General features: G+C 33.7%; 17 protein-coding genes and 5 pseudogenes. 11 read left to right on the top strand and 11 right to left on the bottom strand.

Annotated elements, in window-relative coordinates; genetic code table 11:
* Positions 1-15: 15 nt before the first annotated feature.
* The 5 genes and pseudogenes from ABWU73_RS03235 to ABWU73_RS03215 all read left to right on the top strand — a co-directional run.
* Positions 16-1,338, top strand: a pseudogene (locus ABWU73_RS03235) (ABC transporter ATP-binding protein); the annotation flags it as partial.
* Positions 1,322-1,663, top strand: a pseudogene (locus ABWU73_RS03230) (beta-eliminating lyase-related protein); the annotation flags it as partial. The pseudogenes ABWU73_RS03235 and ABWU73_RS03230, both read left to right, overlap by 17 nt.
* A gap of 62 nt (positions 1,664-1,725) precedes the next feature.
* Positions 1,726-2,489, top strand: a protein-coding gene (locus ABWU73_RS03225) for an IS5 family transposase (RefSeq protein WP_156518237.1) whose coding sequence is annotated in 2 segments (ribosomal slippage) — positions 1,726-2,080 and positions 2,080-2,489 — 765 coding nt in all. Because the reading frame shifts where the segments join, the coding sequence is not laid out codon by codon here.
* A 40-nt stretch (positions 2,490-2,529) separates the two neighbouring features.
* Positions 2,530-2,796 (top strand): hypothetical protein, encoded by a 267-nt coding sequence (locus ABWU73_RS03220; protein ID WP_353285511.1) that lies wholly within the window; start codon positions 2,530-2,532, stop codon positions 2,794-2,796.
* A gap of 127 nt (positions 2,797-2,923) precedes the next feature.
* Entirely contained in the window at positions 2,924-4,060 is a 1,137-nt protein-coding gene (locus tag ABWU73_RS03215) for an MFS transporter (RefSeq protein ID WP_264951477.1), read from the top strand.
* Between the two features lie 27 nt (positions 4,061-4,087).
* Here ABWU73_RS03215 and ABWU73_RS03210 read toward each other — a convergent pair whose 3' ends face one another.
* Positions 4,088-5,290, bottom strand: coding sequence for a UDP-glucose dehydrogenase family protein (locus ABWU73_RS03210; protein ID WP_353285523.1), 1,203 nt, complete (start codon positions 5,288-5,290; stop codon positions 4,088-4,090).
* A gap of 142 nt (positions 5,291-5,432) precedes the next feature.
* On the opposite strand from ABWU73_RS03210, the gene ABWU73_RS03205 reads away from it, so the two are divergent.
* Entirely contained in the window at positions 5,433-6,758 is a 1,326-nt protein-coding gene (locus ABWU73_RS03205) for an IS4 family transposase (protein WP_264339118.1), read from the top strand.
* A gap of 124 nt (positions 6,759-6,882) precedes the next feature.
* Here the strand turns inward: ABWU73_RS03205 and ABWU73_RS03200 are convergent, their stop codons facing one another.
* On the bottom strand, positions 6,883-7,764 hold the full coding sequence (locus ABWU73_RS03200) for a DMT family transporter (RefSeq protein WP_264373742.1): 882 nt from the start codon (positions 7,762-7,764) through the stop codon (positions 6,883-6,885).
* Positions 7,765-8,196: 432 nt separating this feature from the next.
* On the opposite strand from ABWU73_RS03200, the gene ABWU73_RS03195 reads away from it, so the two are divergent.
* The 4 genes from ABWU73_RS03195 to ABWU73_RS03180 all read left to right on the top strand — a co-directional run bounded on the left by ABWU73_RS03195 (position 8,197) and on the right by ABWU73_RS03180 (position 12,507).
* On the top strand, positions 8,197-9,669 hold the full coding sequence (locus ABWU73_RS03195; protein ID WP_264373741.1) for a hypothetical protein: 1,473 nt from the start codon (positions 8,197-8,199) through the stop codon (positions 9,667-9,669).
* Positions 9,670-9,677: 8 nt separating this feature from the next.
* Entirely contained in the window at positions 9,678-11,600 is a 1,923-nt protein-coding gene (locus tag ABWU73_RS03190) for a hypothetical protein (protein ID WP_353285510.1), read from the top strand.
* 6 nt (positions 11,601-11,606) lie between these two features.
* Positions 11,607-11,774, top strand: a complete 168-nt coding sequence (locus ABWU73_RS03185) for a hypothetical protein (protein WP_353285509.1) — start codon at positions 11,607-11,609, stop codon at positions 11,772-11,774.
* A gap of 472 nt (positions 11,775-12,246) precedes the next feature.
* Complete coding sequence (locus tag ABWU73_RS03180; protein WP_065094363.1) at positions 12,247-12,507, top strand: DUF6444 domain-containing protein; 261 nt, start codon at positions 12,247-12,249, stop codon at positions 12,505-12,507.
* Here the strand turns inward: ABWU73_RS03180 and ABWU73_RS03175 are convergent.
* From ABWU73_RS03175 to ABWU73_RS03140, 8 genes and pseudogenes are all read right to left on the bottom strand, one after another.
* Positions 12,502-13,346, bottom strand: a pseudogene (locus ABWU73_RS03175) (IS630 family transposase). The gene ABWU73_RS03180 and the pseudogene ABWU73_RS03175 overlap by 6 nt on opposite strands.
* 87 nt (positions 13,347-13,433) lie before the next feature.
* Positions 13,434-14,266 (bottom strand): annotated as a pseudogene (locus tag ABWU73_RS03170) (IS5-like element ISWpi1 family transposase).
* 27 nt (positions 14,267-14,293) lie between these two features.
* Positions 14,294-14,362: pseudogene (locus ABWU73_RS03165) on the bottom strand (hypothetical protein); the annotation flags it as partial.
* Complete coding sequence (locus tag ABWU73_RS03160) at positions 14,362-14,568, bottom strand: ankyrin repeat domain-containing protein (protein ID WP_353273299.1); 207 nt, start codon at positions 14,566-14,568, stop codon at positions 14,362-14,364. The pseudogene ABWU73_RS03165 and the gene ABWU73_RS03160, both read right to left, overlap by 1 nt.
* A 9-nt stretch (positions 14,569-14,577) precedes the next feature.
* Complete coding sequence (locus tag ABWU73_RS03155; protein WP_265017781.1) at positions 14,578-14,709, bottom strand: ankyrin repeat domain-containing protein; 132 nt, start codon at positions 14,707-14,709, stop codon at positions 14,578-14,580.
* 303 nt (positions 14,710-15,012) lie between these two features.
* Positions 15,013-15,387: a helix-turn-helix domain-containing protein gene (locus ABWU73_RS03150; RefSeq protein WP_007549999.1), complete on the bottom strand. Its 375-nt coding sequence runs from the start codon at positions 15,385-15,387 to the stop codon at positions 15,013-15,015.
* 22 nt (positions 15,388-15,409) lie between these two features.
* The gene (locus tag ABWU73_RS03145; RefSeq protein WP_007549995.1) at positions 15,410-15,739 is read right to left on the bottom strand and encodes a helix-turn-helix domain-containing protein; all 330 of its coding nucleotides are present in this window, start codon (positions 15,737-15,739) and stop codon (positions 15,410-15,412) included.
* A 51-nt stretch (positions 15,740-15,790) separates the two neighbouring features.
* Positions 15,791-16,735 carry a hypothetical protein gene (locus tag ABWU73_RS03140; protein WP_245611053.1) on the bottom strand — a complete coding sequence of 315 codons (945 nt, stop codon included), beginning with the start codon at positions 16,733-16,735 and terminating at the stop codon, positions 15,791-15,793.
* 177 nt (positions 16,736-16,912) lie between these two features.
* On the opposite strand from ABWU73_RS03140, the gene ABWU73_RS03135 reads away from it, so the two are divergent.
* On the top strand, positions 16,913-17,995 hold the full coding sequence (locus ABWU73_RS03135) for a hypothetical protein (RefSeq protein WP_065094948.1): 1,083 nt from the start codon (positions 16,913-16,915) through the stop codon (positions 17,993-17,995).
* A 188-nt stretch (positions 17,996-18,183) separates the two neighbouring features.
* On the opposite strand, the gene ABWU73_RS03130 is transcribed toward ABWU73_RS03135, so the two are convergent.
* Positions 18,184-18,546: a helix-turn-helix domain-containing protein gene (locus tag ABWU73_RS03130; protein WP_065094947.1), complete on the bottom strand. Its 363-nt coding sequence runs from the start codon at positions 18,544-18,546 to the stop codon at positions 18,184-18,186.

Below are 18,546 nucleotides of genomic sequence, written 5' to 3'. Positions count from 1 at the left end.
TAGTTTCCGGACAACCTCTTAGCTATTTATACCTTATCATTAGTAAACATAAAATTTGCAATCGCTACATTCACTTGGGTAAACATTTTTATTTTAGTCTCGATTTTCAGCTTTCGTGTACTTACTGAATTAGCTGATAATTACTCTAAACAAAATTCACAAGTAATAGCTAGTATAGCAGATAGTATTTTAAATGTTATATCAGTAAGGTTATTTTCTCAGCAAGCACATGAGAGACACAAATTTTTTCAAATATGCAAGAAAAGAACTATTGCAGAGAAAAAATTACAATGGGCATACTTTTGGCTTTGGTTTATATATGGCTATTCATTTGATATACTCCAAGCAGTAAACTTGTACTTTTTAATTCATGATTATCAATTGAACAAGATCGCAATAGGAGATATTGCTCTTGTACTTGGAATTAATGTATCAATTATAGAGTTTCTTAACCATCTAACTAGGAATCTTACCCAATTTTCTACTCATTTTGGCAAAGTTTCAGATGCATTGCCAATCTTGACTACTGTACCAGAAATTCAAGATAAGGAAAATGCTAAAGAATTAAATTTATTAAGTGGAAGAATAACGTTTAATAATGTTTCTTTTTCTTATGAAGGTCAGGAGCCATTATTTCAAGATTTTTCAGTTACCATTAATCCTTGCGAAAAGGTAGGTCTAGTTGGTTATTCTGGAGGTGGTAAATCTACTTTTATAAACTTAATTCTAAGGCTATTTGATGTTAAAAAAGGTAATATACAGATTGATAATCAAATAGTATCAGAAGTTACACAGAGTTCTTTGAGGCAACAAATATCTGTAATACCTCAAGACCCATTGTTATTTCATGATACTATTTTAGCAAACATCATATATGGTAGACTTCAATCTACTATCGAAGAAATAATGAGAGCTGCAAAGCTAGCTGGTATTCACGATTTCATTATGACTCTACCAGATCAATATGGAACTACAGTTGGAGAAAAAGGCATCAAGCTATCTGGAGGAGAAAGACAAAGAATAATAATAGCAAGGGCATTTTTAAAAAACGCTCCAATATTATTTCTCGATGAACCAACTAGTCAGTTAGATTCTATAACAGAAAAAACAATTCAAATGAGTTTATTTAAACTGATGCAAAATAAAACTACGATTACTATAGCACACCGTATTTCTACACTTTTACACATGGATCGAATTATAGTATTTAACAAAGGAAAAATTGTCCAAGATGGTAAACACGCTGAACTAGTTTCTAAGCAAGGTCTTTACAAGGAACTTTGGAATGCTCAAATTGGTTGTTTGAATGTCGAAAAAGAAGATGGAAAAAATTATTGATCTGAGAAGTGACACTACAACTCTGCAGAGCTCCAACATTATAAATGCAATAAGTAATGCAATTGTTGGAGATTTTGCTTATGGTGAAGACAAAAGCTGTAATGACTTATCAGAATATTGCAAACAATTATTCAAAGTAGAAGAAGCATTATTTGTAACCAGCGGTATGCTTGCAAATAGATTAGCCATTGCCAGTCAAACAAGTCCTGGTGATGAACTAATAACTCATTATAATTATCACGTTAATTTTTTCGATAGCGCAGGCAATGCAAAAGTAAATAATATCGTATTTAATTGTATTAGAAATAATAGCGGAATCTTAGAACCTGTCTTGAAAGGGAATAAAGAAAAGAGTATGATGAGGTAAGCAAAAAATAGGAGGGTAAATTGTATCCAAGTGATATAAGTGACAAGGAATGGGAAATTTTAGAGCCCTATGTTGCACAAGGAGCGATAGGACGACCAAGAAAACATAACATCAGAACAATTATTAATGCAATAAGGTATATAATGAGGGGTGGTTGCCAGTGGAGAATGCTACCAAAGGATTTTCCCCCATGGAAAACGGTGTATGACTATTTTATCAGGTGGCGTAATAATGGAAAATTGAAAAAAATACATGACATGCTAGTAAAAGAGGTAAGAAAAATGGTTGGTAAAAATGAAACACCTTCAGTAGGTATAATTGACAGTCAATCAGTGAAAACGACTCAAAAAGGGGATCAAGAGGATATGATGCCGGTAAAAAAATAAAGGGTAGAAAACGCCATATTATTGTAGATACACTAGGTCTTGTAATTACTGCAGAGGTACACAGCGCAAGCATTCAGGATCGTGATGGTGCTACCAATCTTTTTATTCAAGCTAAATGCAAAGCTCCAACATTACGTAAGTTTTTTGCTGATCAAGGATACAAAGGTAAATTACAAAATCGATGTTTGTTGGAAACTGGATGTTTGCTAACGATTACCAAGAAATTGGTTGATACAGGATTTCAGGTTATTCCTAAACGTTGGATTGTAGAACGAACCTTTGCTTGGCTTTCCAATTTTAGACGCATGAGCAAGGATTACGAGCATTCTCCTCTTACTTCAAAAAACAATATCTTATTTAATATGATTACTTCTATGCTTACTAAATTAGCTGCTTAACTCCTTTCAAGACAGGTTCTTAGAAGAAGATCATAAAAAAATGCAGCACCTTATAGAAGGCCTAGACTCCATAGATCAAGTTATAATTGATATCGACCTGTATAAAACTAATATAGCGTATTTTTCATTACGTACTAATTGTATATCTACTCAAGAATTAATAAACGTACTAATGACAAATTATGGAATTAGAATGGCTAACATCAAAGGTAAAATCAGAGCTATAACACATAGAGATATAAGCTATGAAGATATTAATGCTACTGTATCTGCTATAAGAAAGATACTAAGTAATTTTCTGCACTAATTGTTTGCAAACTTCTTGTCAAACAATATTATACCAATATAGTATTATGCTAGCATCTGCATAGAGCTATTTGGGAATAGGTGTGAACTTTGTCTTCTTTCAATATTTACTATTCTTCTGTGGATATATGCTGCTTTATTTATCAAGACAAAGTATACCAATTGCTCTACCACTGTTAATAGATACTGACCATGTAAAATTAAGCTATTTTTTTGCCTGCTTTTCTTTTTTTTATGGAGTATCAAAATTTGTTAATGGAATAATCATGGACTCCAAAAATAATCCATTATTTATGTTTGGGCTATGCAATATTGCAACTGGATTATTAACCATTGGTATAACTTTATCATATAATAATCTAACTTTATTACTGTTAACATTAATATTATTAGCTTGGACACAAGGGTTAGGTTGGCCAGCTATTACCAAGTTTATGGTTACAAACTCTAGCATCTCTTCAATTGCATCATCATGGGGAGTTATGAGCGCATCTCAGCAACTTGGTTCTTGTATTACTTTAATTGTATTACCAAGTATAATAAAAATGTATGATGCAAAGAGTGCATTTTTGTACTCTGGTCTCTTATGCTTACTTTTTGGAATTTATATAATATTAAAAGCATATTACAAAGAAATTGCCAACTTTACTACCTATTATAAGGTGCATAAATCTCAAATAGGTATCAAGGTAACAAGTTCCATATGGTTTCTATGTTGTGCTACTTTTTGTGCTTATATTATAAAAATGGGAATCTTCTTTTGGTTTCCTATAATTTTAAGGGATAAATTACAAATTTCTCTTGTACAATCCTCACTAATAACAGGTGTATATGATTTAGGTGGAATCCTTGGAACTTTAATCACAGGAAGAATTAGTGATATGTACTTCTTTCAAAATAGAAGCTTGCTGGCATTATTTTACATGTTGGGTATAGCACTCACTTTTATTGCAATGAACTTTGGTCAAAACATAATTCTTATGAACCTTGGTGCAATCTTATCAGGATTCTTTATATTTGGAGTGCAAGTACTGACAGGTGTTATAGCTGTAGAAATTGCTCCACAAAATAATGTATGTGCAATTGTAAGCTTAACAGGATTATTTGGGTATATTGCAAGTTCAATATTTTCATGCGTGCTCTTAGGAGTACTTGTTAAGCACTGTGGTAACAGTATTATGTTTTCATTTTTTTCCATTTGCTCTGTTGTTGCACTCGTTTGCTTTTCCATACTATCAAGCAAAGATCTTAAAAAAACTAAGTAAAGCGGTGTAAAAAAAATTTCTCAACAGTTAAACTTTGTAGATAGATTTTTTACCCAAGGAATAAACATGGTAACCATATCTTAGTAACAGCTCGCTATCTAATAAATTACGGAAATCAAAAACATTAGGTGCAGCCATAATACTCTTTAAACTTGCAAAATCTTGATTTTTAAATTCTTTCCACTCCGTTAACAATAACAAGGCTTCCGCGTCCCTTGCAGCCCCTATAGCATTGTCCGCGTACTCTATATCCTTTAGAACTTGCCTAGCATTATCCATCCCCATTGGGTCATATGCAGTAATTTTAGCCTTGTTATTCACTAACAATTGTGCAATATCTATAGCTGGGCTATTTCTTACATCATCAGTACCAGACTTAAAAGTTAGCCCCCATATTGCTATTTTTTTATTTTGGACTCCATTTAATAGATATTCTACCTTTTTAGCAATGTTTGTTATATGATTATAGTTAGATTCCTTAACTGAATTTAAAATTTGTAGCTTAACATTGTGGTCTTCAGCAAGCCTTATTAAAGCTGACAAATCTTTAGGAAAACATGATCCTCCAAATCCTGGACCAGCTTTGAGAAATTCCTTACCTATTCTATGGTCCATTCCCATACTGTTAGCTAAAAGGTCAATGTCTGCTCCTAATAGCTCACATAAACCTGCCATCTCATTGATAAAAGCAACCTTTGTTGCTAGAAAAGCATTAGAAGCATATTTAATCATTTCAGCAGTAACTGTATCAGTGACTATTAACGGAATATTCTTATCTATAAATGGTCTATATATAACTTCTAGTTTTGCCCTAGCTAGCTTAGTTTTTACTCCTATTATTATCCTATCTGGGTATAAAAAATCTGATACTGCAGAGCCTTGCTTGAGAAACTCTGGATTCACCCCCAAATCAAAGTTATAGCCCTTATTAGATAAATAATTATGTATATTTTCTGCAGTACCAGGAGGAACAGTTGACTTTATCACTATTAAGCAATCTTGATTAACTCTCTCAGAAACTTCACTTACTGCATTATATACATTCTTTAAATTTGCATTTCCTAGGGAGTCTGATGGAGTATCTACAGTTATAAATACTACTTCTGTATTGGGATTTATTTGAAAATACGAATCGAAAAATCTTATCCTTTGTGACTTTATATTATTCTCTAAATAATCTGCTAATCCAGGTTCATATAGAGGAATTTTCCCTGATTTCAAAAGTTCAATCTTCTCAGTATTTATGTCAATGCAATCAACTTTATGGCCCTGCTCCGATAACCATACGCGTCAAGTTAAGGAAATAAAGGTATGAAAGAGATAGAATAATAAGGTATAAGTTCTCCCAGATATACTTTTAGTGAGAGAACCAATGAATAAAATAACTTGCTTATCAAAAAAGCTCAAAGAATTTTTTAATGAAAAAGCAGAGAAAATCTCAATTACAACAAGGTTTATAAAAAGAAAGAGAAAGCTAAAAGGTTCATCATTCGTAAAAGCCATGGTCTTGGGTAATATAGGAGTTGATAATTGTAGCGTAGAAACAATGTGTCAATTACTAAACGAGGACTCGATAGATATAACAAAACAAGGTTTGGATTTTAGATTTACTGAAGAAGCAGTGGAATTTATGAAAAGGATGTATAATGAATCTGTGATTCTCTTTAAAAATATCTTGCAAGTTGATTGCAAAATCTTACAGCAATTTAATAGTGTTAAATTATTGGACAGTAGCTATATTACTCTACCTAACAGTATGGAAGAGATGTATAAAGGTTATGGTACTAGCTACAGTGGCTATGAAAGCAATACTAAGTCTGGAATAAAGTTACAATTAGTTTTCGACTACATGAATCAGATAATAGACCAACTTAATTTAACGGAGGGGGTAAGATCAGACCAGGGATATAGGAAACATTTAAGTAATATATTAAGCAATGATTTGCTAATATCTGATCTCGGTTATTTTGTGCCAAGTTCTTTTAAACAAATCAATGAAATAGGAGCTTATTTCATAAGTCGTTATAAATCCGATACCAACATATATGATGTAGAAACAAATCAAAAAATGGAGTTATTAGAATGTTTAGAGGATAAGTTATTTTTAGAAAACGAGGTATTGTTAGGAAAAGAAGCAAAAATTAGAGTAAGAATTATATGTCAGAAACTAACTGAAGAACAGTCTATGGCCAGAAGAAGGAAAGCTAATAGATTAGCAAGATCGCAGGGATATACATCCTCTAAAAGAAATCAAAAATTGTTGAACTGGTCAATATTTATAACTAATGTTCCAGAAAATAAAATTAGTGCTGAGCAAGTATTAACGATTTACAGAGTAAGGTGGCAAATTGAGTTATTATTTAAATTGTATAAAAGCCATATCAGGCTTGATAAGCTAAAAGGAAAGCCATGCAGAGTATTATGTGAACTATATGCTAAATTGTGCGCAATTCTTATATTTCACGGCATAGTTGGTTGCACAGAAGTGAAAAAGAATACAGAACTTAGCTTAACAAAGGCATTTATTGAGCTAAAAAGGCGGGTTAGAGAGTTATTTTTAGTATTAACCAAAATTAATAGTTTAAAAGCATTTCTTAAAAAACTCACTATAACTTGGTCGCGATTTTCATTAAAAGACAAACGTAGAAGGGCTAGAGTATCCACTTTAACCTCTCTAAATTTGCTCACAATCTCTTAACTTGACGCGTATGGCTCCGATAACATTGTACCAGATACTAAGCCTACATACCCTACTCCTATAATAGTTATGTGCATTTTATTATCACCTTAAAAATATAGCTTAGCATCTAAAATAAATACCATTAACAATGAGAGTCATAAACTTTTGTTGTTACATTATTTTGCTTAATTGCCTTACTTTCCGAATAAATTATAAATAAGGTTGAAGATATTAATATCAAAGTACCATATAAAGCACTTTTATCAGGTAATTCATTAAATATAACGTATGTTACTATTGCAGAAATTATTAGCTCTATGTACCTATAAGGTGCAAGTGCAGTAGCATCAGTAAGAGTAAAAGCTTTTAAGATAAAGAGCAAAATTAGATTTGAATTAATTCCCAGAATCAGCAGTAATACTAATTCCAACAAGGAAGGCATATGCCAATAAAATAACAAAGGTGGAGTAGAAAAAATAGTTGTCGTTAGAGCTGAATAAAATAACATACTTATTACTGACTCTTTTATCACAAGTTTCTTATTAAGTATGTCTAATATAGCAAAGATTAATGCAGATACAATAAAAATAAGAATTTTAGGATTAAAGTCTTCACTATGAGCTTTGATAGTAATAGCAATACCAACAAAACCAATAATAGTTACTATCCATCTTTGCCAAATTATATTTTCGTTTAGTAAAGGGATTGCAAGAAGTATAACAAATAATGGTACAGAAAAACTTATAATCGTTGCAGTTACTATGGGGAAAGTACTCAATCCATAGGTCCATAAGACCGTTCCACAAAACAATAATGCACCTCTAGTTATTTGAATAGATATTTGACTTGTTTTAAAAGCTTCTATTCCATAGTAAAACATAAAAGGTACAAGGGTAATAGTGGTAAACAGAAAGCGGAAAAAAATTATTTCAAAACTCTGAAGATGTAAACTTAGATATTTTGATATAGTATCATTAGCTACACTACTAAATAAGCTAAGTATAAACCAGATAACCCCAAACAAATAACTCTCAGTCTATAATCCATAAAGCTTCTGATTTAATAGATATGATGTACTCATATAATTTTACTACAAAACTAATAATATAAAAGTTTTCTGATGTATGGTCCCAGAATGTGATCGTGAGGGTTAATTATAAATAATTCGGGAAATTTCGTCTCTGTAGACATATTAAGAACTACGTAACGAATGTTTATATTTGTGAGTAATAGTAAGGTTCAAGGTAAGGAAAATGCTAGTGAGGTAGAGTAGAATAACGTTGATTTGATAATTTAAGCTCATCTTCCCTCTTGCTACATCTCTCTTTATATCTCCTCTTTTGCAGCAGGTCTATACTTACTGCTTAAATTTAGGTGCACACTAATTTTTCGATTTGTATATTATTCTAATGCTTGTATAATACCTTCATTGAATATTTGATTTTGAGGTAATTAGATGCCAAAAAGTAAAACTAAACGTGGAACGGAAGATTTGAAGGGTAATGCAGGCCCAAGCAAAAGATCTCGTCTCAGTTCTGATTCTGAAGAAGATAAAGAGATTATCTCTAGCAAAGTAATAAGTAAGCTGAAGGATGTTGTTAAAGGTGATAGAACTTCAGCTATTGAGGAATGGGTCAAGGCTCACCCTGTAACAGTAGAGGGTCTAACCGTTGAGCAATCGGACCTCTTATGTAATGCGTTTCGTGATGAATCTTGTTGGTCAGGTATAGAGTTAAATCCTGCTAGATTGGTGAAAGAGTTGGCCAGGTTAGATATATTGGATCCTTTTGCTATCTATGAAATAGCATGTATTGAATGTGTGAAGAGTGAAATTAGGCAACTATTCAACAAGATGTTGGAGTCTTTTAAGCTTGATTTATGTCATAAAGGCGCGAGTAAGGAGAATCGGGAGTTGGCTGCCAACGACAAACTTGCAAGAGTTGAACTGTTGCGCTTTGTAGAGAAGGATGACCATGTATTCAGTTTCTGGATTGATGAAAAATCAGGTGACCTCAAAGAAAATATAGAAGCAGAAGATGGATTTAATAAGGCTGTAGATTTCAAGTGGAGTAAGGGAGTGGAACACTTCTATAATCTTCTATGTTCTGAAAAAAAATTAGGGAAAGAAGGGCGAGAAAAGTTGCTAGTTTCTGCTATTGCAAAATTATCTCCATTTCAATCTAGCTATAAACTTGCTGCTACCTTAAATTCCCTTCTAGGTAAAGTCATAAGCGCGAAAGTAGATCATAAGTCACTGCTCGGGCTACCGAATAAGAAAGATAGGGGTGTTATCTATCGTCCTCTTAGTTGCTTAGTAGAGCACGGTTTTCTTTGCACAACTAAGTATGTTATCCAGTACTTGAGCGAGGGATGTTCAAGATCTGAAGTAGAGAAAATGCTTTCACCTAGAGGATATGCACATCTTCTCTCATCGCTTTCATTTGTTGTAGTTTCTAAAGATTATGACTTGGATAACAGGAATGAAGCAAGGTCAGCTATTAGCAGTCTTTGGAGATCTAGCGTATTTAACCAAAATAAAATAAATGTTGTTGATTCTTTTAAAGATAGGATTGCTTTTGTTGCAATGGAAAATGCAATTTCAAATTTGATTGTAGATCAGGAGAACAGCAAGAATACTCAAAGTGCTGGCGATGGTGAAAAAGTTGATTTGGTCTTGAGTATTTTAAAGTTTGCTAAAGATTGTTGTTCAGACAAAAGCTTTAAATCATTAAAAGAGAGGATAGCAAATAGTTTAGATAAAACAAGGAATTCTAAGATGATAGATGCAACTAGCTCCTGCAATTTAATAGAAGAGTTGTGTAAGTCGGCAAGAAATTTGAATTTATCCTCTGCTAGCACTGAAGTTCCTCAATCCACGTTAGCAGGCACTAGTGTTAGTGGTTCGCCTGTTGTAGTTATTAACAAGTAGGAGTGTTTATGCATGGTAATGATGAAGATGATGAATTAGTTAGGGATTTATTAAATGGAAATTGTACTGAGTTCAGTGGGAAGTTTGAGGATTTTTTAAACAATTGTCCATCTTTTTTGCATTCTGCTAATAAGCACGGCTTTTTTCCTGCATTCTTCTTTGGCATGTTTGCTACTGCACATGATTCTAGTATTGCAGATCCAAATGATGAAAGAATTTATTTTCGTTTTGACGGTTGTGGAAATCTGAAAGTTGCAGTTCTTACTAATGAAGAAGATAGAAGAATAGTAAGGTGTTATACTATTGCTGATAATGAGAACAGCCCTGGGTCAAGGTTTAGTGCAGAAGAGAAGCAGCAGGTAGAAGAAAATCTTCCACAAGAATTACAGGAAGATGAGGATCTGGACTGGGAAGAGTATAAAATATTTCGATTTGGAGAGGAATGTAGGCATTTTGATGAAGGACACAGTTTCCCTCAACGTGATGAATATGAAGCACCAGTTTTTCACGAAATTAACCCAATCAGAGCACCAGGTGAATTGTTAGACCTGATGAATGAGTTGGCAAATGATAACGCAGGAGAAGTGCGTACTAATGTTAAAAGGATTTTGCAATACATTGTTGATATACATGATGAACATGAAGGTAGCTTAGTGTTCGGTGCAGAGTCTGATTACCACGGTTTTCTGTGTGGTTTTTTAGTAAATTTTAGATACCGGTCTGTGGCTGGTGTCTACCCAGAGCTACTCATAGGAAAAGGTTATGCAGATGTTGTTTTGCTTGTTCGTGGTGTTGATCAGGCAAATGATTCAGTTCCAGTTATAATTGAGTTGAAGGTTGGTGATGAGGAAGGGTTAGAACAAGCTAAAGATTATGCTAAAAGTTGTTCTGTTTCGTCTTTGCCTATTCATACCTCATCACCAAGTGCTGTTTGTGTAGCGTTAAATTTTCAATTGCGTGGAGGTGATGGTCTACGAACTTCTGTGCAGGCCTTTTCAGAAGGTGGTCTTTCCTTAATACCGGGGTTACTACATCCTCATGGAAATGAAGTTATTGGGAGTGTAAAACGTTTTTCACAACCCATAGAATCAGAGTTCACTCAATCACCTCATTGTGACACTTTTTCCTGTATGTCATCGTTTTTCTTGGGAAATGTTTTGTCCACAGCCGATCTTTTAAGAGTAGCTGGTAGACGAAGGGTAGTAACGGTTGACAAGTATCTATTTAACTGCTCTCAAAGAGAGAGAATGAGACGTATAGGTGGTAGGGGAAATGCAGCAGAAATTGTAAGGCATACGTTAACTCTAGCTCTATTTGTATCAAGTATTGGTTTTGTTGTGCTTCACATTTTTCGTCATTTGAAGTGGCAGACTTTGCCAGATAAGGCATTGGACCTATCGTTACTACCTCAAGCCACAGGTGATGCTAAGGTACGTGAGGTGCTTTGTAAGGTGGATGCCCAGAATCATCTACAAGTGGTTTCTGCAAGGAAGTTTAAATCACTACGTGCTTACTCACGTTCTCATAGAGAAGGTTATTTTGAGGGTAGGTTCTCAGAACAAATGGGTAACGTTAGGAACTTACATCAATTTGCAGATGAATTGATGAGTGCTGCGCCTAATTTTGGTAATGATGGTAATGTGAATGGTGAGTACAGGGCTAGGTATGAAGTTTTATTTAACGAGATTTCTCGTCTGTTGTCTCCGTTATTAAATGGAAACCGTCTACTCGTGAACAATGAAGCTAAATTTCAGGCTTTGTTGCGTGGGATATTTCAAAGTTGCGGTAATCCTGCCAAGGTAATTATTGAGTTCCAGCTACAGAGAGGAAGGAAAATAGACCTAATATTATCAAAATCTGCGGAAAATGATGATACTCATCCAATTGGAATAGAGTTGAAGTATGCTAACACCGCAGAGCAAGTTGAATGAAAAAGGGTGGAGGCAAATCGACAGTTAAGTGAATATGAATTTTGTGGAGGATGCAAGCGTATTACTGGGGGAGATGCGATGGTTTTGTTATACGCTATATTGAATGCTATAGAACAAGAGCAGGATCTGATATTGATTGGTGGGCTTCGTAGAGCATCTGGGTTTTCTAGATGACTTGTAACTAATAAAAGTACCAAAGATAAGGTTGTTTATGGGTAAAATTATGCATTAAGCTAGAGTGCGTTTGAGTAAGGTTGGAGAAAAAGCAAGGTCTTTTAGCAAGAAAATTTGATTTATGTTTTCTTAAGTTAAAGTTAACCTGATGAAGTTTGTACAATTTATTGTTGGAGTTTTTTGTTCTATTTTTACTGTAAGTTCAATCTGCTCTATCTTTGGTCTTTTTTTCTTAGTTTTGCAGCAAGTCTAATATTTTTACTACTTAATGGAATAACTTGCAGAAAGTGGAGATATAATGCTAAGGCAGAGGAGCTCAGACAGTTGCCTTAAAACAATAAAGAAATAGTAAAGGCAAAAAGATACCTTGCATAGTTCGAAAGCTTTTCTAGTAACCGTTCACGATATAAGAAAGTAGTTTACAAAAATGGTATAGTGGTATAGAGAAGATAAGCTAGATAGAGAGGGTTTAATGATAGAAGTGCTGCAAGAGAAGATTGTGGTGTTAGAGTCAGAAAATGCCGATCTGAAAGCAGAGATAGAAAATCTTAGAAAGGAAGTAATAGAGTTACAAGACAAGCTGGGTTTAAATTCAAAAAATTTATCTCTACCACCATCACAAGATGTAAAAAAACAAAAAAGAAGAGTAACAGGAATCCAGGAAGGCAACCAGGACATGAAGCGCACAAGCGAGAGTTATAGCCCTTTCCATAATAGTCCAAAAAAGTCATAAGAAGGAAGAATCAACAGCATGATGAAAAGATGTGAATAGAGGAATGTTTTTCCTAATTCTGTTTTTTATAGCAAACCAATGATGCTCAATTTTGTTAAAATCGGGAGAATAAGGCGGTAGATATAAAATTTCTGCACCAACTCCTTTAGCAAGTTCAGTAATCTTATTAGACTTATGAAAAGTAGCATTATCAAGGATAACAGTTTGTCCAGGTTCCAAAATCGGTGTCAGGAACTGCTCAAACCATTTATTAAAGATATTCATATTGTAGTGGCCTTCAAAGGTTACCGGAGCAACTATCTTTCTTCCACTTAAGCATGCTGATTCGTTGAGTTTTCTTGCCAGATTTTAGGGCATAAAACCGCTGTCCCTTCTGGCAATATCCATAAGGGTAGTCTTCAGTGTTATCAATGCCAGACTCATCTATATACACTAATTCTTTAGGTTCTTTTGTCGCTATAACCTTTGCAAATTGAGCTCCTCATTTCTTTCTTTGTACCCGTAGGTCTTTTTTTTCTTGTGAATCCTATATTTTTAAGTGCTCGATGAATTGTTTGTCTACTAATATTGCCCCAAAGCTTAGCCATCTCTGACTGAGTTTTGCTACCTTGTTCATTTGCAAATTCGGCAAATGCATTCCAGTCGGTAATTTTATGGTTATAGCCCACGCTTCCAGGCTTTTTTGACTGAAAATCTCCCGTTTTCTCACGTCTTTTCTTCCACTCATATAAAGTTGTTTTTCCGATCTTAAATCTCTTGGCAACAGTTTCTCCACTCTCTCCTTCATCCAACGCTTCCATTACCTTTTTCCTTAAGTCATAACTATATGCTACTGGCATCCTTACCTTCACTACTATAAATCCATATCTTACTCTTTTTGGACTATTATGGGAAGGGCTATAGAGGTTGTCCGGAAACAAGTAAATTCAAGCATATTCCCTCTTTAACATAACCCTACTCATAGCTAGGTATATGAAATTCTCAGTGGATGTTGTGAGTAAATCATACTCCTTCGATAGCCTTCTATTCCTATTAACCCAAGCAAAAGTCCTTTCTACAACCCATCTTCTTGGCTGTACTTTAAACCCTTGTTCTCTTGTTGGTAGTAGCTCAGGTGGCGTATCTTTGTGCACCCAAAATCTACATGGAGGCCTTTTAACAATTTCAATATCTATGTCATATTCTTCCTTTATGTGATTCTTTAAATTTCTTCCTTGGTATCCCATGTCAGCCCACATTTTTTTAACTTTAGTATATTTTGTTCTCATATTGTTTAATGCTATTTTAATACCATCTCTATCATTTTCGTTAGCAGCGCCTACGTAACAACCTAGTATAAAACCCTGAGTGTCTGTAATTATATGCCTTTTTCTACCCTTTACTTTTTTACTTCCATCATAGCCTTTGATCCCCCCTTTTCTGTAGTCTTTACAGATTGACTATCTACTATACAGGCACTCGGCTGCTCATTCCTTCCTATTTTTCTTCTACTATATTTTGTAATTTCATAATTCATTTTCTCAAAAATTCCCTGCTTCTTCCATTGCCTGAACTGCTCATACACAGTCTTCCATAGCGGAAAATCATTTGGTAAATACCGCCATTAACACCCTGTACGCAATACATAGAAAATTGCTTCTAATATTTCTCTTTTGCTATACTTTGGCGGCCTTCCTCCTTTCTTGTATGATACTCTGAAGTGTTTTTCTATTCTTGCCCATTCCCTTTCGCTTAGATCTGTTGGATACTTTTTTCTCATCTTTACCCCGTACTAAAATTTCAGATATTATAGCCTTTTACTTGTTTCCGGACAACCTCTAATATCAATTCTTGCTCCTTTTTCTATGAGAAATTCTACAGATGGTAAATGTCCTTCCTTGGCAGCATAGTAGACTGATCTGTAGTTTTAGAATTATTAATAAATGATTCTTGTTGTTGCTTTTCTATTAGAAGCTTTACAATTCCTAGATATCCTTTATTGGTAGCATAATGCAAAGGAGTCCAATTGTTTTTACCTTTTGTACCAACTTCTACTCCCTGATTAAGAGAAAACTTTACAATATCAATATTTCAAAAATCAGCTGCAATATGAATAGGCTTGTTTTCGTCATTAGTTTTAGTGTTAAAACTTACACCTTTATTATTTACTAAAAATTTTGTTACTTCTAAGCTATCAAACTTAGCTGGATGATGCAAAGCCATCTTGACCAAAAAATCATTCCCCTATCTCGTTCTTATCATTATGCCTTATACCCTGTATTACACCTTCAGATATAGTCATTTCTAACCTCCAACATCCTTGCTAATAAACCCTCACTAAAACTGCCGAAAAGACTTTATAAGTTAATATTCTAAATCTCAATATTTTATGGTGCAGGTTTTTATTTTTAAAACATTATACTTTGTGTAGGGTATAACTACACGCATCAAAGTGAAAGAAAATCAAAAGCAAAATGATGAAGAAAATGAAAGTTTAAGTTTTCTTCAACGATTCAAGGAGAGAATTTATGCTTTAAAGCCTGTATTAGCAAGAGCCTTAATCACTAAATGAACAATGTCACGCAGAGTTTCATCCTCAATTTTTCTATATTCCCTCACTAGCCTTGATATTTCTTCGCTGCCTACATCGCTATGGAAGGCCTTATCATGTAAGTCTTCAGAGGCTTTGGTAAAAAAATACGACATATCAACCGATAGTACTTCTGCTAATTTATATAACCTATCAACTACAAGCCTAATCTCTCCGCTTTCATATCCTTGTACATGCTGAAATGAAATTTCAAGCTTTTTTCCTAAGTCTCTTTGACTAAAACCACACATTAGCCTTCTTTTCCTTATTCTTTCCCCTATTTGTTTATCGATAGGATGTTGTATAGTCATTTTACGTATCAGATAATATTAACTATGTATTATCACTTTGAGAAAAAGATTTTACCAATATATAAACTGCACTACGTAACCTTTTGCTCTTAATTTCGTTATATCCTTTGACTAACTTTAGTATTTCTTCATCATAAGCTTCATGTGAGTCAGTATGCATATCAGTAAAAAAGTTAGCAACATCTATCGATAGTGCTTTTGCTAAATCATATAATCTACTGGCCAAAACACAATTTGAACCATTTTCGTACTTTTGTATCTGTCTATACGAAACACCTATTCTCTTTCCCAATTCGGTCTGTGTCAAAGCACGATCTAACCTAAGTTGTTTTATTTTTTTACCTAATTGCACTTTTCACCTCTTATTCAAATTTACAACAAATTTTATGAAGTGGAAAAAAAGCTAGCAAAGTAATTGCTTTAATAATTTCTGCCTCTCGCTAATTAAATCGTTTGGCCTTACGTATTTTTTCTCAATTTCCCTCATCTCTTTTTCTCGTTCTGCAATGCTATTTCGTATTACTTCAGCCGAATATCTGCTTTTGCCACATGCAAACTCTGATCTTAATCTTCTAACCTTATATTCGAGCTCAGCAAATCTTTCATGCTGCTCAAGAAGCTCTATCATGTGTTTGATTTCAGAATTTAGCTTTTTTTCCTCAACATCTCTCACAATAAAAGAAAGCAGAAGCTTATCTATTTGGTAATCAATATTTGGTTGAGTAGCAAATAGATTGATCATAGCTTTTACATCAGTAGGATTTGCAACTAATAAGCTAAAATTACTACATAAAAAACTATAGAACTTTATCGTCTTCACAAGATAATTTTTCATATCTTGTGATAATTGCAATTCTTTGTGAATTCCTGACAGCAATATTTTCAATTCTTCCAAGTATTCTACATCAAAATTACCTACTTCTGTAGGTAAAAGGATCATTAGCAGCTTTTTTACAAGCTCAACATCATTTGATTTTACTGCATTATAAAGAGCTTTATCCTTATCTTCTTTTAAATCATAAAGCTCTGACGAGTTATCTATGCTGAATAGATATTCAGTATTTCCCTGAGGAGAGTAGATTAAAATGTCCACTTCTCTTAGCGGGTGGTCATCATTAAACTTTTCTAGTAACTGCTTATCGGTGGTTTCCTCTATTGCTACAGCAGCTTTACTGATCTTTTTCAGTTCAGAAACATTATCTCTTGAATTTTCAAGTATGTCTTTAGCCTTGTCTAGCAGCTGCTCATATAGAATTATTTTTTCTTCATTATCAAGTAGCTGACAATGCTTCTTCAACTTTTCAGTGGAGTAAGACAAGAGATCCATTTCTTTCAGTTTTACAATCACAATACCCAACTTTGATTGAAATTGAAATAATTTTTACAAGATGTGTTTTTCTAGTGTAAATGCCCGCAAAACTTGTTATTATAACATACAGTAAATCAATAAGTCGTATAATATTAACAATTAAATAATATTTATCACGATATGATCGAATAGTAATGAAATTAAGTGAGGGTTACAATGAAAAAAATAAATGGTAAAAAATTGTCTAGTAAAATGTTAAAAGCGGTAGAGCGAATAGCAAAAGAAGGGTTATTACCTAATTTTATAAAAGCTGCTCCAACAGCGAATAAAAAGATTAGTAAATTACCTGTCTTAACATATCCTGAGGAGCTCAATCCATTTCGATCAGCTTTATGCAGGATAAGACTAAGTGAATATGAAAATATGAAACTAAATGAATTCCTGGAAAAAGCTATTGCAGCTAAAAATATAAACGAGTTAAGTAAAGTTATCGATGAAGCTTTGGACTTAGGAATAAGAATAAATGCTGCCAATGAAGATGGCTTTGGCTTCGCTAACGTTACAATGTTTAAGATGTATCGTGATGAATTCAAAGGGAATAAACAAGAGGATATAATCAGGAAGTTAGCATTAAATGGAGCAGATTTTAATGTACAAGTTGATAAGAAAATAACTGAAATTCATCAAAAGGTGCAAAAAGAAATTGAGCCACAAATATATAGTAGGCTCACAAAACTCAGGGAAGTTGGAGAGAACGCTACTATAGAAGGAACTGTTGAAAATGTAGAAATCGATAATAAGACCTTCTATATGGAATTTTCACATAGCTGCATAGTTGATGTTGCTAAAGTTGTAGAAGGTGCAAAAAATTTGGGCTTAAGTAAAGGAGACTTAAACCTTGGTGGCAATATTATAAAAATAGGTGATGGTGAAGTTGAAGTCAAAACTGGGAAAGGCGGTGAAAGAGACTACGTGGATATATCGGATAACAGTGCTTTTGCAGTCACATTTTATACTAGCCTAGGAGAGCTAAATTTAATGGTATACCATGACACAGCAGACTATAATCAAGTACAAATTGAGGTAGAAGATGAAGAAATGTGGAACGAGTTGCAAGAAATAGGAGAAATCGTAGGAAAGGGTTGTTTATTTGGTGGAATGTCTGTTAAAGAAGCAGTAGAAAAAGGCTGTTTTACTAGATGTGGAAGGTGGGGCGACCAAAATTCTAAAAGTAGTGAGACCTTTTCTTGGGTGAATAAATTAAAAGACAACAAAACGACATCCGTAGGACGTTCTTGATTGGAGACAAGTGGCTATGTGAAACATAGCCACTTGTCTATCAGAAATAAATAGTAAACAATTTAACTATTACAAAGTAAAGTAGTTTTTAAAACTTAATCAAATTTACCATAAATAATTTACTTTAATTAGTATTGCTTGTAGAAGTGTTTTATATTATAAAAAATACCTGAACTTTAAAATTTGTACTATTTGTTAGCAAGAGCCTTTATCACTGAATGCACAATATCACGCAATGTTTCATCTTTAATTTTTCTATATTCTCTTACTAATCTTGATATTTCTTCGCTACCTACATCACTATGGAAGGCCTTATCACGTAAGTCTTCAGAGGTTTTAGTAAAAAAATATGACATATCAACTGACAAAGCTTCTGCCAAATTATATAATCTATCAACTACAAGCCTTACCTCTCCAGTTTCATATCCTTGTATATGCTGAAATGAAATTTCAAGCTTTTTTCCTAAGTCTCTTTGGCTAAAACCACACATTAGCCTTCTTTTCCTTATTCTTTCACCTATTTGCTTATCGATAGGATGTTGTATGGTCAT

Origin of the sequence: Wolbachia endosymbiont (group A) of Andrena helvola (assembly GCF_964028415.1) — a bacterium.
Taxonomy (GTDB): Bacteria; Pseudomonadota; Alphaproteobacteria; order Rickettsiales; family Anaplasmataceae; genus Wolbachia; species Wolbachia pipientis.
The sequence above is the reverse complement of the archived record's forward strand: the minus strand, read 5'-3'. Positions and strand labels throughout refer to the sequence as shown.

Bases quoted from the DNA above. Each gene is read 5' to 3' on its own strand.
- ABWU73_RS03195 (WP_264373741.1), top strand. From the start codon at position 8,197: ATGCCAAAAAGTAAAACTAAACGTGGAACGGAAGATTTGAAGGGTAAT.
- ABWU73_RS03130 (WP_065094947.1), bottom strand. From the start codon at position 18,546: ATGACCATACAACATCCTATCGATAAGCAAATAGGTGAAAGAATAAGG.
- ABWU73_RS03205 (WP_264339118.1), top strand. From the start codon at position 5,433: ATGAATAAAATAACTTGCTTATCAAAAAAGCTCAAAGAATTTTTTAAT.
- ABWU73_RS03220 (WP_353285511.1), top strand. From the start codon at position 2,530: ATGCAGCACCTTATAGAAGGCCTAGACTCCATAGATCAAGTTATAATT.
- ABWU73_RS03180 (WP_065094363.1), top strand. From the start codon at position 12,247: ATGATAGAAGTGCTGCAAGAGAAGATTGTGGTGTTAGAGTCAGAAAAT.
- ABWU73_RS03190 (WP_353285510.1), top strand. From the start codon at position 9,678: ATGCATGGTAATGATGAAGATGATGAATTAGTTAGGGATTTATTAAAT.
- ABWU73_RS03215 (WP_264951477.1), top strand. From the start codon at position 2,924: ATGCTGCTTTATTTATCAAGACAAAGTATACCAATTGCTCTACCACTG.
- ABWU73_RS03150 (WP_007549999.1), bottom strand. From the start codon at position 15,387: ATGACTATACAACATCCTATCGATAAACAAATAGGGGAAAGAATAAGG.
- ABWU73_RS03135 (WP_065094948.1), top strand. From the start codon at position 16,913: ATGAAAAAAATAAATGGTAAAAAATTGTCTAGTAAAATGTTAAAAGCG.
- ABWU73_RS03155 (WP_265017781.1), bottom strand. From the start codon at position 14,709: ATGGCTTTGCATCATCCAGCTAAGTTTGATAGCTTAGAAGTAACAAAA.